The sequence below is a fragment of the Enterococcus sp. DIV1639a genome (assembly GCF_050530445.1).
Classification (GTDB): domain Bacteria; phylum Bacillota; class Bacilli; order Lactobacillales; family Enterococcaceae; genus Enterococcus_B; species Enterococcus_B hirae.
In genome coordinates this window covers 1,434,542-1,451,749 of record NZ_CP172886.1, presented here as the reverse complement: position 1 = coordinate 1,451,749, position 17,208 = coordinate 1,434,542, and the positions used below count along the sequence as shown (strand labels likewise).

At 37.2% G+C, this 17,208-nt stretch carries 18 protein-coding genes; all 18 read left to right on the top strand.

From position 1 onward, the window contains the following. Positions 1-113 precede the first annotated feature (113 nt). A complete protein-coding gene (locus tag IGJ32_RS06585; RefSeq protein WP_342081729.1) occupies positions 114-1,280 on the top strand; it encodes a cyclopropane-fatty-acyl-phospholipid synthase family protein in 1,167 nt (388 codons plus the stop codon). Between the two features lie 51 nt (positions 1,281-1,331). After that, complete coding sequence (locus tag IGJ32_RS06580) at positions 1,332-1,502, top strand: hypothetical protein (protein WP_160231705.1); 171 nt, start codon at positions 1,332-1,334, stop codon at positions 1,500-1,502. A 518-nt stretch (positions 1,503-2,020) separates the two neighbouring features. Continuing rightward, positions 2,021-3,313 (top strand): proline reductase-associated electron transfer protein PrdC, encoded by a 1,293-nt coding sequence (gene prdC, locus IGJ32_RS06575; protein ID WP_179299865.1) that lies wholly within the window; start codon positions 2,021-2,023, stop codon positions 3,311-3,313. A gap of 26 nt (positions 3,314-3,339) precedes the next feature. Next, positions 3,340-5,235, top strand: a complete 1,896-nt coding sequence (prdA, locus tag IGJ32_RS06570; RefSeq protein ID WP_342081728.1) for a D-proline reductase (dithiol) proprotein PrdA — start codon at positions 3,340-3,342, stop codon at positions 5,233-5,235. A 13-nt stretch (positions 5,236-5,248) separates the two neighbouring features. After that, entirely contained in the window at positions 5,249-5,557 is a 309-nt protein-coding gene (locus tag IGJ32_RS06565) for a CBO2463/CBO2479 domain-containing protein (RefSeq protein WP_010719135.1), read from the top strand. Beyond that, on the top strand, positions 5,558-6,283 hold the full coding sequence (gene prdB / locus IGJ32_RS06560; RefSeq protein ID WP_342081727.1) for a D-proline reductase (dithiol) protein PrdB: 726 nt from the start codon (positions 5,558-5,560) through the stop codon (positions 6,281-6,283). 12 nt (positions 6,284-6,295) lie between these two features. Beyond that, the gene (gene prdD / locus IGJ32_RS06555; RefSeq protein WP_063627133.1) at positions 6,296-7,033 is read left to right on the top strand and encodes a proline reductase cluster protein PrdD; all 738 of its coding nucleotides are present in this window, start codon (positions 6,296-6,298) and stop codon (positions 7,031-7,033) included. A gap of 21 nt (positions 7,034-7,054) precedes the next feature. Further along, complete coding sequence (locus IGJ32_RS06550) at positions 7,055-7,534, top strand: glycine/sarcosine/betaine reductase component B subunit (protein WP_063627132.1); 480 nt, start codon at positions 7,055-7,057, stop codon at positions 7,532-7,534. Positions 7,535-7,547: 13 nt separating this feature from the next. Next, positions 7,548-8,564 carry a proline racemase family protein gene (locus tag IGJ32_RS06545; RefSeq protein WP_034698004.1) on the top strand — a complete coding sequence of 339 codons (1,017 nt, stop codon included), beginning with the start codon at positions 7,548-7,550 and terminating at the stop codon, positions 8,562-8,564. A gap of 116 nt (positions 8,565-8,680) precedes the next feature. Continuing rightward, positions 8,681-9,553 (top strand): sulfite exporter TauE/SafE family protein, encoded by an 873-nt coding sequence (locus tag IGJ32_RS06540; protein WP_010737601.1) that lies wholly within the window; start codon positions 8,681-8,683, stop codon positions 9,551-9,553. A gap of 199 nt (positions 9,554-9,752) precedes the next feature. Further along, positions 9,753-10,784 (top strand): selenide, water dikinase SelD, encoded by a 1,032-nt coding sequence (gene selD / locus IGJ32_RS06535; RefSeq protein ID WP_080704582.1) that lies wholly within the window; start codon positions 9,753-9,755, stop codon positions 10,782-10,784. Between the two features lie 69 nt (positions 10,785-10,853). Continuing rightward, positions 10,854-11,453 (top strand): sulfurtransferase-like selenium metabolism protein YedF, encoded by a 600-nt coding sequence (gene yedF, locus IGJ32_RS06530; RefSeq protein WP_034697998.1) that lies wholly within the window; start codon positions 10,854-10,856, stop codon positions 11,451-11,453. Positions 11,454-11,463: 10 nt separating this feature from the next. Further along, complete coding sequence (locus tag IGJ32_RS06525; RefSeq protein WP_010737598.1) at positions 11,464-11,721, top strand: DUF3343 domain-containing protein; 258 nt, start codon at positions 11,464-11,466, stop codon at positions 11,719-11,721. A gap of 12 nt (positions 11,722-11,733) precedes the next feature. Further along, positions 11,734-13,629, top strand: coding sequence for a selenocysteine-specific translation elongation factor (gene selB, locus IGJ32_RS06520; RefSeq protein ID WP_373168853.1), 1,896 nt, complete (start codon positions 11,734-11,736; stop codon positions 13,627-13,629). Between the two features lies 1 nt (position 13,630). Further along, a complete protein-coding gene (locus IGJ32_RS06515; protein ID WP_342081724.1) occupies positions 13,631-14,755 on the top strand; it encodes an aminotransferase class V-fold PLP-dependent enzyme in 1,125 nt (374 codons plus the stop codon). A 14-nt stretch (positions 14,756-14,769) separates the two neighbouring features. Then, the gene (gene selA, locus IGJ32_RS06510; RefSeq protein ID WP_342081723.1) at positions 14,770-16,170 is read left to right on the top strand and encodes an L-seryl-tRNA(Sec) selenium transferase; all 1,401 of its coding nucleotides are present in this window, start codon (positions 14,770-14,772) and stop codon (positions 16,168-16,170) included. Continuing rightward, a complete protein-coding gene (locus tag IGJ32_RS06505) occupies positions 16,167-16,667 on the top strand; it encodes a CD3072 family TudS-related putative desulfidase (RefSeq protein ID WP_034697986.1) in 501 nt (166 codons plus the stop codon). The genes selA and IGJ32_RS06505 overlap by 4 nt, the downstream gene beginning before the upstream one ends. Further along, on the top strand, positions 16,660-17,202 hold the full coding sequence (locus IGJ32_RS06500) for a CD3073 family putative ECF transporter S component (RefSeq protein WP_010737592.1): 543 nt from the start codon (positions 16,660-16,662) through the stop codon (positions 17,200-17,202). Before IGJ32_RS06505 ends, IGJ32_RS06500 begins: the two co-directional genes overlap by 8 nt. The last annotated feature ends 6 nt before the right edge of the window (positions 17,203-17,208 follow it).

Here is a 17,208-nt window from a genome sequence, read left to right as displayed (position 1 = left end):
TAATGAAAATTTGATAGGTAACAAAGATTTTTTTCTGAAAAATACCCTTCTGAGTTGATTCTTTTAATTTTTAGTATTAACGTTAAATAGTAGCAATTCTAAGGAGGAAAATCATGTTAGAAAAAACAGTATATAATCAATTATTTTCACGTTCTTTCTCCCTTCCAGTCGAAGTTACCTACTGGGATGGTACGACAAAACGCTATGGAGATACTGACAATCCTCCCCAAATCAAAATTAAGATCCATGAAGAAATACCAATGAAAGAAATCACAAATAACGCCTCTCTAGCTCTAGGTGAAGCTTACATGGATCATCGTATTGAGATTGAGGGAAGTATTCAAGCGTTGATCAACGATGCTTACCAACAAGCAAACAGCTTTTTAAGAGGGAGCGACTATTTAAAATGGCTTCCTAAAAAGCAAAAACACACAAAAAAACAAAATCAAGCAGATATTCATGCACATTATGATCTAGGAAATGAATTTTATGAAATGTGGCTAGATCCAACATTAACCTATTCTTGTGCTTATTTTGAGACACCTGAAGATACATTGGAACAAGCCCAAATCAATAAAGTCCACCACATCTTAGATAAACTTTTTATCAAGGATAATGATACGTTATTAGATATCGGTTGTGGTTGGGGAACCTTGATGTTTACAGCTATCAAAGAATACAATGTAAAAGCAACTGGTATTACCTTAAGTGAAGAACAATATAACCATATTACTAATCGGATCAAGGAAGAACATCTGGAAGATAAATGTCGGGTCTTATTAATGGATTATCGTGATCTAAAAGATGAAACGTTTGATCATATTACAAGTGTCGGGATGTTTGAACATGTGGGAGCAGACAACTTAAAAGAGTATTTTGGTGTCATCCAAAAATTACTAGCTCCTAAAGGAACAGCGTTGATTCACGGTATTACTCGTCAGCAAGGTGGGGCAGTTAATGCTTGGATCAACAAATATATTTTCCCGGGTGGATACATTCCAGGATTAGCAGAAATCGTAACAGATATTACGGATAATGATTTACAGTTAATTGATTTAGAAAGTTTGCGTCGGGACTATCAGCTTACTTTAGAACATTGGACAAATAATTTCCATAAAGTACAAGACAAGGTAACAGAAACTATGGGCGATTCCTTTTATCGAATGTGGGATCTTTACCTTCAAGCTTGTGCAGCATCTTTTGAATCAAGTAACATTGATGTTATCCAATACTTACTTGTTCAACCAAGTAATAATGATCTTCCAATGCATCGTGCATAAGGGGAGAAACCTAATAAAAAATATTAATTAAGATTCGCATGAAAAGAGGCTTTGAAAGAAGCGTTTAGCTCCTCCCTTATTATTGAGGAGTTGCTTCTTGAACGCCGTGAATCAGAGGTCGTAAAAACATCGGGTAGCTCTGATGACAATAAGCCTGAATTTTTTGAAACAGCTTCTCATGTTTTGAAAAATTCAGGCTTATTTCAAGTAGCTGATGTTTGAACACCGTTTATTCGTTTTTAGAGATACTAGAAGAGACTGAGACAACTTTTGTCCCAGTCCCTTTTTTATTGTGAAAATGTCTATTGCTCTCTAACATATTTTTTTGATTTTTTATTAGCTAAAAAATGAGATGATTATCGAGCTGATTTTGCCAATAGAATAGAACAGATATTGAAAGAGCAACCGTGCTAAACTGTATTTTTTGATGAATGAAAATGAAAAAATTATGATAATCAAAATTGCATAGACTATATGTGTCGTTCAATAAAGTGAAAAAAGATTTTCCATCAGTTCTCACTCTATGTATATAATCATTAAGTACATGTTGTTATTTTTTATCTATATTTAAATAAAAAACAATACATATATTTTCGTTGTTATAAAAGCATTTATAGAACTATAAATAACAATTGTTTATAAATAAATCGTTCATCAAACCTCCATATTGTGATATTATAAACATGAGCTGTGGGTGGCTAGTTTACTCAAGTTCAAGTAAAACAAGGGAGGTGAAAAGAGTGGAAAAAATTCTTATACCATTAAAACAACATGTAGGCGCTTCATCAAAGAGTATGGTAAAAATAGGCGAATATGTGCAACGTGGACAAAAAATTGCTAAACCAGATGGATTAGGAGCAAACATTCATTCTAGCTTTTCAGGCGTTGTATCAGAAGTAACCAACGATCAGATTGTGCTAAAGATTGATGAAAAGCAAAATTTTTCAAGTTATCTTCCTATTCCAGAAACATCCTCTTATATTCAAGCAATCAAAGAAGCCGGAATTGTCGGAGCTGGTGGAGCTGGGTTTCCGACAGATATAAAATTATCTTGTGAAATACCAGAAGGCATCTTTATCGCAAATGGTGCAGAATGTGAAGCTTTATTACTTCACAATGTAAAGCAAATGAAAAGTCAAATCAAACAATTGATTCGTGGAATAAAGTATTGCATGAGCATTACGAAAGCACCCAAAGGAATCATTGCCGTTAAAGGAAAACATCGAGAGTTAGTCATACAATTGTTAAAGTTTACCAACAATGAACCGACAATAGATGTTTACCAATTACCTGACATCTATCCTGCAGGCGATGAACGTGTAGTGATTCGTGAAGTGTTGAACATCACTTTAGACCCTGGTCAACTGCCAATCGAAATCGGAGCAGTAGTGGATAATGTTGAAACAATTAAACGCATTGTCGAAGCGATTGAACAGCGAAAACCATTTATTGATAAAGATCTTACGGTATCTGGTCGTGTAAAACAAAAGAAAACAGTCTTTAAAGATGTCCCAATTGGAACACCTGTCAAGCAATTAATTGATCAAGTTGGAGGTTTTATTGAGCCCCATGGAGAAATTGTGATCGGTGGACCAATGACTGGTCATAGCGGCACGGAAGAAACCCCCATTACGAAAACCAGCGGAGGGGTATTGGTTGCTATGCCATTTCCTCAAGAACATCGAAAAATAGGACTATTACTTTGTGAATGCGGCGGTTCAGAAGAAAGAATGACTGAAATAGCTGAAAACATGGGTGCTGAAGTTGTTGCTACACAACGCTGTAAGCGAATGGTAAAAGTGAATGGAAGATATAGATGTACCTTGCCAGGTATATGTCCAGGACAAGCACAAACAGTCTTTGCTTTGAAAAAAGCAGGTGCTGAAGTTGTGATGACTGGAACTTGTTCTGATTGAACGAACACCGTTATTGGTGTAGCTCCTAGGTTAGGAGTTCCGGTTTATCATCATACAGATCATGTACTTCGGGCAGATGGGCACAGACTATATCGTAAATTACCTACAACGAAATAAATTTAAATTTTAGGAGGATTTAACGAATGTCTATTACGGCTGAAACTGCCCAAGAACATGCAAAAGATCTAGCTGTACTCTGTTGTCGTGCGGAAGCAGGCACAGTGATTACGCCAGAAAATCTAGAGGACCCCGCAATTTTTCTTGATCTGGAAGAATCAGGGTTACTTGAATTTTCTGAAGATGTGTTAACAATTGAACAAGTACTTGGTACAACATTAAAAGAAACAACGGATGCGTTGATTCCATTGACAAAAGAATTACTGGAAGGTGTATCTGAAGGAATGAAAGAAGTTCATTTAAATGAAAAAAAAGAAGTTGAGACTTCTGAAACAATTGCGACGCCAATTCAAACTGCTTCATCTTCTGTAACGAGTGGTCAGACTATTAAAATTCATATTGCTGAAGGAAAAGGAATTGATTTAGAGCTTCCTTTAATGATGGCTGCTCAGTTAACCGAAACGGTAAATCCTGCACCGGAATCAATAATTCCTGAGCAAGTAACGCCAGTAATACCAGCACCGGTTTTGGAAAACTCAAATCAGGTGAAAGAAAAAGTGATTCGTTCTGTACGACATGATCATCTAAAAATTGATCAGGTGATTTTTGGGGAAGAAACAAAAATCGAAGGAACAACTTTAATTTTACGAAAAATGACAGAAATTTGTGCTGAAGCAGTTGAACTGGAACAGCTCGTTGAAGATATGACTTTAGAAATCATTACACCAGATAAATACACTGAATATAGTGAAACGATTATGGACGTTCAGCCAATTGCCGCAAAAGTTGAAGGTGATCTTGGGCATGGAATTACCCGAGTACTGGATGGTGTCGTCATGGTTGTTACAGGGACGGATGCTAAGGGAGTTCAAATCGGTGAATTTGGTTCTTCTGAAGGAGAATTAGATCGTAACATTATGTGGGGACGACCTGGAGCACCAGATAAAGGAGAAATCTTTATTAAAACCCAAGTGACAATCAAAGAACACGCGAATATGGAACGTCCGGGTCCGCTAGCCGCTCACAAAGCTTCTGATTACATCACTCAAGAAATTCGTGAAGCCCTCAAAAAAGCGGATGAATCATTGGTGATACATTCAGAAGAAATTATACAGAAACGTCGAATTGGCAATAAGAAAGTTTTGATCATCAAAGAAATAATGGGGCAAGGTGCGATGCATGATAATTTGATTATGCCCATCGAGCCAGTTGGAACATTTGGCGCAAAACCAAATGTTGACCTTGGCAATTTGCCAATCCTATTGGCACCAACAGAAGTATTAGATGGAGGAATCCATGCGTTAACTTGTATTGGACCGGCTTCGAAAGAAACTTCACGCCATTATTGGCGGGAACCGCTTGTTAAAGAAGCAATGGCAGATGAAGAAATTGATTTAGTCGGTGTTATGTTCGTCGGCTCTCCACAAGCGAATACTGAAAAATATTATGTTTCAAAACGTTTAGGAATGACTGTCGAAGCCATGGACATTGATGGTGCCATTGTAACCACTGAAGGTTTCGGAAATAATCATATTGATTTCGCTTCTCACATGGAAGAAATTGGAAAACGTGGAATCAAAGTGGTTGGCGACTCTTATAGTGCTGTTCAAGGAGCCTTAGTTGTTGGTAATTCTGAAATGGGCGCAATGGTTGATAATAATAAATCAAAACAAGGGATTGAAAATGAAATTTTATCAAATAATACCTTGTGTAGAGAAGACGCCATTCGTGATTTAGCTATGTTAAAAACGTTAATGGGTGGAGGAACAATTAAACCAGCTGAACGTAAATGGAATCCGAATGTCAAACAAAACAACATTGAGATTATCGAAAAAACAACAGGAAGAAAAATAGACCTGGAAGAAAATGAGCAATCTTTGCCGAAAAGTAAAAAACGTCAAGAAATTTATGAAAAAGAATAAAATAAGGTGCAAAATGGATAGAATCGAAAAATTAAAGTATGTCTCTACTGAACAAATGTTTGAAGGGATACTTGTTGAAGTTCGAGATGCGAGCGTAACTATTGATATCAAAGGACGACTAGGTCAATTAAAAATTCCGCGGCGCATGATTATTTCAGAGTACGATTTAAAAATAGGACAAGAAGTTGGATTTTTGATGAGTTATCCAGAGGTTTTGGAAGAAGCAGCCAATACTCATTACGTTGAAGCAATCACAGAACATGAACGTCGACGTTTAAAAAATCAACAGAAGAAAATAAAAATGAGAGAGGAAAATGAGTAGATGAGTTTAACAGTATTCGAAGGATTACAGTCAGAAATTTTTGTACCAATCACACCCAAATCCGTCTTTACGCCCGTTAAAAAAGAGCTGAAAGAAATGCGGATTGCTTTGGCAACGGCAGCTGGTGTCCACTTAAAAAGTGATACACGCTTTAATTTGGCAGGAGACACAACGTATCGTGAGATTCCAGATGGAGTACCAAGTGAAGATTTAATGGTCTCACATGGTGGATATGACAACGCAGACGTTAATCGGGATGTCAATGCAATGTTTCCGATTGATCGACTGCATGAATTAGTAAAAGACGGCTTTATTAAAGAAGCTGCCCCTGTACATTATGGCTTTATGGGAGGCGGCGGTGACCAAGATGCCTTTAATGAACAGACGGGACCAGAAATCGCACAAAAACTCGTGGAAGAAGAAGTTGACGCAGTTGTTTTGACTGCTGGTTGAGGGACCTGTCATAGAACTGCCGTGATCGTGCAGAGAGCAATTGAGGAAGCAGGGATTCCTACTATTTTAATCGCCGCATTACCACCAGTAGTACGGCAAAATGGTTCACCTAGAGCTGTAGCACCACGTGTACCGATGGGCGCTAATGCCGGAGAACCACATAATATTGACATGCAAACGGGTATTTTAAAAGATACTTTAGAAAGCCTAGTTTCAATTGAAACACCAGGGAAAATTATGCCATTACCTTATGAATATATCGCTCATGTGTAAAGAGGGATCAGCATGCAAGGAGAAACATTAAAAATGAAAGTTTTCCATATGGAAAAAGTTTCCATAGGAAATCAATTTAAGCTTGATCACAATCAACTACAGATAAAAACTGAATTTGATTGTCTGTGTGAGGATGTCAAATCCTTGACAATCCGATTGTTAGAACCCCATCAGTTAGACCTCAACACAAATACTATCATGGATATTTTACCAATTTCTGCTAAAGTATTAGGTGTTTTGGGGACGGGTATCACCCATACATTAACGGGAGTGTCGGTCATAATGACCGGCACAATCGATGAGGGTGAACAGCTCCATGAATTTGGTTCTTCTGATGGGGTGTTGCGTGACCATTTATTTTTAAATCGACCGGGCACACCTAACGCAGAGGATTACATTATTTTGATTGACTTACTTGTCAAGAAAGGAACACCTTTCGATCGTGAGTTATGTTTAAAATTGTTTCGGATAGTTGACAATTATCTGCAGGAAATCCGAGAACAATTAAAGTTGCTAGATGGTAAGGAAGCAACGGAAACACATATCTATGAAGAAAAAAGAAATCCGGGAAAGCCAAAAGTGACGTTGGTCAAGCAGGTAGCTGGCCAAGGTGCGATGTACGATATGTTATTATTTCCAGATGAACCTAGTGGGTTTAAGGGTGGTCATTCGATTATCGATATGAATAATATGCCCATCTTTTTATCTGCCAATGAGTATCGTGATGGTGCCATTCGTTCAATGGTCTAATTGTTAGAAAAGGGGATTTTTATGGGAATAGGACCATCAACTAAAGAAACTTCGATGCACCTTTTTAAAGATCCTTTACTGGATGTTTTAAGCAAAGATCCTGACATTGATTTCCAAGGTGTTATTATTATTGGCACGCCTCAAAGCAATGAAATGAAGCATCTAGTCGGACAACGAACAGCTACTTGGCTAGAAGCGATGGCTACAGATGGCGTTGTTTTATCAACAGATGGTTGGGGAAATTCAGACATCGATTTTGCCAATACCCTAGAAGAAATAGGTTGTCGTGGCATCAGTGTTATTGGGCTCAAATTTATTGGGAAACAAGCCAAGTTTGTCGTAGAAAATGATTATACAAAATATGTGCTGGATTTTAATAAATCACAAGCAGGGATTGAAACGGAAGTGGTTGGAGAAAATACGATCACTTTCTATGATGCAGTTAAAGCGCTCGCTTTTATAAAACTAAAGATGCGTAAAGATAATCAAAAATTGAAGTAACGTGGAGGTTAGTATGAAAGTATCAAAAATGATATCAGTAGTAGATACCCATACAGCTGGTGAAGCCGCTCGGTTAATTGTAGGAGGCATTCCTAAATTTCATGGAAAAACGATGGCGGATAAAAAAATATACCTGGAAACACAAGCAGATGATTTACGTAAAATGCTGATGCATGAACCACGAGGGCATAAAAATATGTTCGGGGCTTTTATTTGTGAACCGGTTCATGATGAGGCAGACTACGGGATTATTTTCATGGATTCTGGTGGCTATTTAAATATGTGCGGTCACAACACCATTGCGGCAATGACAGCAGCTGTAGAATTGGGCTGGGTAGATGTAGGAGAAGGCACCCGTGTGGTTAAAGTAACGCAAGATACACCTGCGGGGATTGTTTGCGGAGAGGTTCGTCTGGATGAAGATTACTCTGCGGAATCAGTCTCTTTTGAAAACGTGGAATCCTTTCTATATAAAGAAAATGTGGCAGTGAGTGTGCCCGATATTGGGACAGTTCATGTGGATATTTCTTTTGGCGGAAGTTTTTTTGCCATATTAAAAGCCGAAGAAGTTGGTTTAACAATTGAGGCGAAGAATGCGTCAAGATTTACTGAAGCAGGTCTAAAAATCCGCGAAGCGATTAATCAAAATATCGAGATCCAACATCCCCGATTAAAACATATTAAAACCGTTGACTTAGTCGAATTTTATGGTCCTGCTAAAAGTCCTGAAGCTACTTATCAAAACGTCGTGGTATTCGGGGATGGACAAGTTGATCGTTCACCTTGCGGAACGGGAACGAGTGCTAAATTAGCAACTTTGTATGCAAAAAATGAGTTGAAAATTGGTGAAAGTTTTGTCTATGAAAGTATTTTAGGAACGATGTTTAAGGGAGAAATTACAAAGGAAACACGTGTAGGAAATTATCAAGCGATTATTCCCAAAGTGACGGGATCTGCTTATATTACAGGATTTAATCAATTCCTTGTCGATCCTAAAGACTCATTAAAAAATGGATTTTTACTTGATTAAAATACAAGGTATAACCATCCAAAATGCGAATTAATTTATCTAGTCCTAGCCATTTACAGATGGTTACACAAAAAATGATGGGTTAGTAAAACTCTGCTTACTATTAAGGAGGTATCATGGTACAACTACTGTTGGGTTTATTAAGCGTTTTATTACTCTATTTCTTATTCTTTTTTGTTCTCGACTTACTTGCAAATAAAGGAAATTGGGGTGGAGGAAATTATCTTATTTCTGGAACGATTGGGTTAATTACCGATTTTTTAGATACATTAGGGATTGGTAGTTTTGCGCCAACAACCATGTTACTAGAATTTACCAAGCAATTAGATAACGATCGACAATTACCAGGAACGCTCAATGTGGCACACTCTATTCCGGTAATCATTGAAGCTTTTATTTTCATTACGGTTGTTAAAGTATCACCCATTACTCTGTTTTCATTAGTTGCAGCAGCAATTGTGGGTTCGTTTGTGGGTTCGAAAACAGTCAGTAAGCTACCTGAAAAAAAGGTGCAGTTTTTTATGGGACTTGCTTTGATTGTGACAGCAATTTTAATGGGGCTAAAACAAGCTGGAATGCTGGATCTCTTAGGCTCTGGAAATGAAGCGACCGCTTTAACAGGTCTTAAGCTAATCATCGGCGTCATCGGTAATTTCCTCTTAGGTGCATTAATGACGATTGGCGTAGGTTTATATGCACCATGCATGGCATTAGTATACATGTTGGGGTTAAGTCCGCTTGTTGCTTTTCCTATTATGATGGCTTCTTGTGCAGGATTGATGCCCGTTGCTTCAGGTAACTTTATTAAATCTGGTGATTATGCGCGTAAAGTTAGTTTGGCAATTACGATTGGTGGAGTGATTGGGGTAATTATTGCTGTTAAATTCGTCACAAGCTTAGATTTGAATATGCTGACTTGGGTAATCATTGCTGTAATTATTTACTCAGGAATTACATATATGCGAAAAGGAATGTTTTCTAAAAAATAGAAAAGCTTAATCTAGTAGCAAAATGTGAAGGAGTGGAAAGAACTGTACAGCCACTTCTTCATTTTTAGTACACCAAACTAGCATAGTTATTTTAATGATTTGCCCGCTATTTTCTGATTGTTGGTGTAACTATAGAAAATGAAGCAGTAAGCGGCAGAGGAAAAGTCATCAATTATTACACTATATGAAAAGGAAGTGGATGCCAATGAAAAAAGAAATCGAACAATTAATTATTTGTGGTGGATGTAACGCTAAGATTGGTCCTGGAAATCTAGGGAATATTTTAGCAGACCTCCCTAAATCCCAAGATGAAAAATTGTTAGTGGGCTTTGATGCAACAGATGACGCAGCCGTTATTAAATTGACCGATGAATTAGCAGTTATTCAAACGTTAGACTTTTTTCCTACTATGGTGACAGATCCTTATTTATTTGGCAAAATTGCTGCTGCCAATGCGATGAGTGATGTTTATGCGATGGGAGGGGATGTATTATCTGCCTTAAATATTGTTGCTTTTCCTGAAGAAAAAGAACTACAGGTTTTAAAAGAGATTTTAAGAGGTGGGGCTGAAAAAGTTCAAGAAGCAGGTGGAATCTTAGCAGGTGGGCACTCAATCCATGACCGTTCAGTCAAATATGGACTTTCTGTAACTGGCACAATTCATCCAAACAATATTTACAAAAATAATACTTGTCAAGAAGGAGATCACTTAATCTTAACAAAACCTCTAGGTGTAAGCATTATTACCATTGGTTATAGCGCCGGGGCAATAACCAAAGAAGGGTTTGCCAAAGCAACAAAAAGTATGGAAACCTTAAATAAATATGCGATGGCTATCATCAGAAAATATCCAATCACTAGTTGTACCGACGTAACAGGATTTGGGTTAGCAGGACATCTTCATGAAATGTTACATGACAATTTTTCAGCTGAAATCTATTCAGAAAAACTGCCATATTTTGAAGAAGCTTATGAAGGAGCAAAAGCCTTTCTTTTTACTGCTGGAGGACAACGAAACCGAAATTTTATGGAAAAAAAGATGGCCTTTTATGTCGATGACTTAGGGATCGAAGAGTTGCTATATGATCCACAGACATCTGGAGGATTATTGGTAAGTATCCCGGCTAAAGAAGCAAAAAAATTAGAAGAAGAGCTGAAATCAGCCAATATCTTAGCCAAAGATTTTGGCGTTGTTACGAAAAAAAAGACAGCAGAAATCATGGTTTATTAAGAAAAAAATTGTTCGATTAGTCTAACAAACTGATCCCATGATTAACTACACATGGAAAGGAGAATCAAAATGGTTAAAATTAACGCATTGGGAAAAGTATGTCCCCTTCCAGTGATTGAAACAAAGAAGGCTTTGGAAGAAAACGATACAGTAGAAACAACTGTCGATAATGAGATTGCTGCACAAAACCTAAAAAAAATGGCGGGACAACTAGGTTATGATTATCAAGTAGAGCAAAATGATGCACAATCGTTTACTGTACGTATCTCCAAGAAAAAAGGAGAGGTAGCTTCTATTTATGAACAAGAACTTACAAGAGAAAATGATATTGAAGACAATTATATAGTTGTTGTCGACACGAATACGATGGGGCAAGGGTCGAAAGAATTAGGGAAACAATTATTAAAAATGTTTATTTATTCTTTAACCGAACAACCTGATTTGCCCGAAAAAATCATTTTCTACAATGGTGGGGTCCATTTAGTAAGCGACAACTCGGATTCCTTGGAGGATTTACAGATTCTTGCGGAAAATGGGATAGAAATTTATGCTTGTGGAGCCTGTCTTAACTATTATAATCTCAGTGAAAAATGTAAAGTCGGTGAAGTGACCAATATGTATCATATTGTTGAAATGATGCGACAATCTAAAAAAATCATCAAACCTTAAGGAGTAAACAATGAAGTCATATGGAGTGGTATTATTTCATTCGACACGTGAAGCAATGAGAGCTGAGCTGATGTGCCAATCAGCTAAACTATCTGTAAGAATCATTCCTACACCCGAAAAAATATATCTTAGCTGTGGTTTTTCTTTAAAATTTCCGCTAGAAGCTGAAAATCAGATACGTCATATTTTAGCTAAAAATAATGTGTCATCAGAAGGTTTTTATAAAGCGCTTCAAGTTGGATTGGATGTAACGTATTACTTATTATAAGGGGTAAAAGAAATGGCAAATATTGTAATTGGAACAGCTGGGCATATTGATCATGGAAAAACAACATTGATCAAAGCGCTGACTGGAATAGATACTGACACAACAAAAGAAGAAAAAAAAAGGGGCATGTCGATTAATCTAGGATTTGCTTACTTAAATTTACCAAATCAACAACGTGTGGGTTTCGTAGATGTTCCTGGCCATGAAAAATTTATTAAAAATATGGTTGCTGGACTACCTGGTCTTAATCTTATTTTATTAGTCATTGATGCTAGTGAAGGAATCATGCCTCAAACAAAAGAGCATATTGATATTTTGAATTTATTAGGAATCCACCATTTTTTAATTGTATTAACAAAAATTGATACGATTGATGCTGAATTGAAAGAACTAGTCATCGAAGATATACGTGATCAATTACTTCACACGCCTTTAGAAAAAGCGGAAATAATTGAAACCGATGCCATTAGCGGAAAAGGGATCAAACAATTACTAAAAAAAATCGAAGCCTACACGGAGCAAACATCAGAACAAGTAAGTAGTGGAACACCAAGGTTAAATATCGATCGGGTTTTCAGTGTAAAAGGCTTCGGTACAGTAGTTACAGGCACTTTGCTGGAAGGGGAACTAACCGTTGGAGAAAACTGCTATCTCTACCCAAATAAGCGAAAAGTTCGGATAAGAAATCTGCAGGTACATGAAAATAACGTTCAAAAAGCATATGCTGGACAACGAACTGCTATCAATTTAGCAAACATTACCCGTGAAGAAGTCATGCGAGGGGATGTTTTATCAACCGCGGATTCTTTAGAGGAAAGCTGGATGCTGGATGTTAAGGTATCTTGTTTGGCAGGGACGGATGGGGGAATTAGTCTATGGGATCGGGTAAGAGTGTTGATCGGAACAAAAGAAGTAATGGCTCGTACTGTTCCATTAGGATTAGATTGGATTGGACCAAACGAAGAAGGCTTTTTGCAGTTAAGATTAGAAGAAAAAGTTTCTGTAAAAGAAAAAGATCGTTTTATTCTACGCTCTTATTCACCCATGCATACGATTGCTGGAGGCGAAGTCTTAAACGCCGTTCCAAAAAAACATCGACGATTCAAGCAGGCGATTTTAGAAAGCTTAAAAGCGAAAGAAAATGGCAATCTAAACAGTATGATAATTGATTTTATGTTAAATAAGAAACAGCCATTTACAGTAGAAAAAGAATTGTTGACCTATCTGGGTGTCACCCTTGATCAACTAAGCCATTCATTAGAAGAACTACAGGATAAAAGTCAAATCTTCTTTACCTCTTGTGGATTTTTACTTTATGAAAGATACCAACAATTAGCAGGAAAAGCACAAAAGATCTTAGAAGAGTATCACAAAAAATATCGTCTACGGGATGGTATGCCTTTAGAAGAATTTCGATCTAAAATACGAAATGGCTTGACCGAAAAAGAAGTTTTCGTCTTGATTCAATTATTAATAAAATTCAATGTAATCAAAGAACAACAGAAACGATTATCTGTTTATGATTTTCAAGTACAATTTAATAGCTATCAACAAGTCGCCAAACAAAAAATTGAACGTTACCTAAAAAACAGTGGTTATATGCCGATAAAAAAAGAAGAGTTAGCCCTTTTAGACAAAAATGCTGAAGAAGTATTGGAAGCTTTAGATGCCACCAGCGCTGTTTTTTTAACCCACGAATATGTTCTGTCAGGAAAGATTTACCAGCAAGCTATTCAACAAATCCGGACTTATATCAAGAAAAACAAGAAAATGACACTGGCTGATTTTCGTGATATGACAAACTCGAGCCGAAAAGCTTCCATGCTTATTCTAGAATCAATCTATAAACTTGGCATCACGAAACGAGTAGAAAATTATCGAATTTTAGGGAAACAAGAAGGAGACTAGTATGACTATTTATTTAGATAATGCAGCTACGACAGTCCAAAAGCCGGTTTGTATGAAACAAACAATGCTGGATGTGCTTGAAAGTGAGAGGTATGGCAACCCAGCTCGTGGCGCTCATAGCTATTCCATTCGTGCTTATCAATTAATAGAAATGGCAAGAGATACACTAAAAAGTTTTTTTCATACCGGGGATTTATATGAAATTATTTTTTCTGGAAGCGTGACTATTGCTCTTAATACAGTATTAAAAGGGTTCATTCAAGCTGGTGATCATGTATTGACCACAAGTTGGGAACACAATTCCGTGCTGCGACCACTCTATCAATTAGAAAAACTAGGCGTTTCCTACGACATTATCAGTAGTCATCCGATCACTGGACAGTTGAATTATGAAGAATTTACTGAAAAATTAAACGCAAAAACCAAAGTAGTGGTCTGCAATCATGCGAGTAATGTGACAGGGAATCTTTTAGATATTGAATGGATAAAACGTTTTTGCCACAAACATCAGCTTTATTTAATCTTAGATATTTCTCAAACAGCTGGACATCTACCAATTGACTTAAGTGATGGGAAGGTCGCAGCGGCTTGTTTCACTGGACACAAAGCGTTACATGGACCACAAGGAATTGGTGGCATCTGTATTCACAAAAAACTGAAACTTACACCGATAATAACTGGTGGTGATGGTATGAAGTCCTTCTCTAAGGAGCAGCCGGATGAAATGCCAGCAATGTTGGAAGCTGGGACAGCAAATGTGCCAGGAATTGCTGGATTAGCAGCCAGTGTAGGTTGGCTAATGTCCCAAGAGACACCATCATTGGGAAACTACTTCTACCAAGAAGCGACGAAGATTTCAGAATTAACGTTTTATGGAGATTTCACGAAAGAGCATATAGACGTTTTTTCGTTGAATATCAGATCTGCAGAATCAGCTTTAATCAGTGACATTCTGTGGGAAGAGTTTGGCATTGCCACACGTTCAGGCTACCATTGTTCACCGCTAATACATCAAGATTTAGGAACTAAAAATACTGGAACTGTTCGAGTATCCTTATCCCGTTTTACAACAGAAGAAGAAATAGAAAAAACCATAAAGGCGTTGAGAATAATTGCAAAACGATAGAAAGCAGGTAAACGATGGCTAGAGAAATACAACGACGATTAGCAGATTTGCCTTCAGTGGATCGTTTATTAAAAACTCCTGAATTGCAAATATTAGAAAAGAAGTATTCTTACGGAGTAGTCAAACAACAGGTACAAAGTGTTTTAGAACAAACTAGAAAAACTGTTTTAAAAGAAGAAGTGTTACCTCCAGCGATTGAAGAACTCTGTATTCGAGTGATTGAAAAAGTGAAACAACGAACATATTCGTTACAAAAAGTAATTAATGGGACCGGTACGATTCTGCATACAAATCTAGGACGTTCCTTACTTAGTAAGAAAATTGAGGAACAATTAAAGACAATAAGTTTTTCCTATTCAAATTTAGAAATGGATTTAACTAGTGGCAAGAGAGGTACCCGATACAATCATTTAACGCATATTCTAAAAAAACTTACTGGAGCAGAAGACGTCTTAGTGGTGAATAATAACGCAGCAGCTGTTATGTTAATTCTTGATACTTTGGCTACTGATAAAGAAGTATTGGTTTCTCGAGGGGAACTTGTTGAAATAGGAGGGTCCTTTCGTATCCCAGAGGTAATTACCGCAACAGGTGGGAAAATTAGAGAAGTAGGGACAACCAATAAAACGCATATTAGAGATTACCAACAGGCTTTGACTTCTGAAACTGGAGCGATTTTAAAAGTCCATACCAGTAATTATCGAATCATTGGATTTACAGAAACTCCTCACTTATCAGAGTTAACTCTCTTAGCACAAAAACATCAAGTCCCGTTAATCAATGATCTGGGTAGCGGTCTACTCATTGACATGCGACGCTTTGGCTTACCGTATGAACCGACTGTTCGAGAAGTAATCGAGCAAGGGTGTGATGTGGTCTCCTTTAGTGGAGATAAATTATTAGGCGGACCACAAGCCGGAATTATCGTAGGTAAAAAAACGTATATTCAGAGGATGAAAGAAAATCAGCTACTGCGTGCATTAAGAGTCGATAAAATGACTCTAAGTGCACTAGAAGCAACTTTAGAACTTTATCTTGATGAAGAAGAAGCCATTCGAGCCTTGCCTACTTTGCAAATGCTATCGGATAAGATCGAAAATTGTTTGAATCGCGCACAAATATTAGCTGAAAAGTTAAAAAAAATCGAGCAACTCGAAGTCGCTATCGAAAAAGATTATAGTACGGTTGGTGGTGGAACGTATCCAGAAAGCTTATTACCTACCTATGCAGTAACAGTAAAAAGTAAGCAATGGCATGCGGAAGAGCTGCAACGAAGACTAAGAAAAGGAATTGTTCCAGTGATTAGTCGGGTAAAAAATGAGCGAAACTATTTAGATATGCGCACGATTTTTGAAGAAGAACTTCATCAGGTGTTCGTCAGTTTAGAAAAGATTTTTTGTGAGGAAATAACATGAAATTAAAGAGAGAATTTGTGGTTGTTTCACACTGCATCTTGAATCAACATGCGGTGATACCTGGATGGGAACGGGCTCGTGGTGCTTTTCCTTTGGCCATTTCTTTATTAAATCAAGGCGTTGCGTTGCTACAATTGCCTTGTCCTGAATTTTTGACCTTAGGAAAAGAGAGACCACCAATGACTTATCAAGAATATGTTGCTATACCAGGCTATCGTCAAAAATGTCAAAGTATGTTGCAACCAGTCATTCAACAAATCAAAGAGTATCAAGCGAATGATTATCGCTATTTGGGGATCATCGGGATCAATGAAAGTCCTAATTGTTCCATCTCAGCACAGCGAGGCGTACTAATGGAAGAGTATTTTGAATTATGTAAGAATCATGGGATTGTTAATCCTTATTTTGAAGTTCCAACTTGGTATACAGAAGAATCACAAGGCGATTTATATCAGAAATTAAAACTATTTTTAGAAGGAAAAGTAAACGATGAATAATAAAATGAAAATATTGACTTTATGTGCAATGGCCGTTGTTTTAAATGTTGTTTTAGGTGAGGCTGTTTCACTAATGAAAATCCCCTTATTATTTTTAGATACGATGGGAACGATTTATATTTCAACCAATTTTGGTATGAGTTATGGGGTAATGACTGGGATTGCCACTAATTTATTAATGGGGATCATCAGTGGGCCGTTGGCTGTTCCTTTTGTATTCGTAAATATTGTTGTAGCAATTATCTGTTCTTTACTAGCGAAGAATGGATTTTCTTACAAAAAAGCGCTAATAGCAGGGGGACTATTAGCCGTTGTTTGTCCAATGATCGGTGCGCCGATCCGTTTAGCTTTATTTGGTGGTTTTACCGGTTCAGGAACGGACATCCTCATTTTTGCTTTCAAGGCTTCCGGTAAAGAAATGATCACTGCAACTTATTGGGCAACTGTTGCAGGAAATATTGTGGATAAGATGCTTTCTTGTTTACTCGTGGCTTGGTTTATGAAACGTTTACCGCAACGTATCCTAGTAAAATAAAAAAAG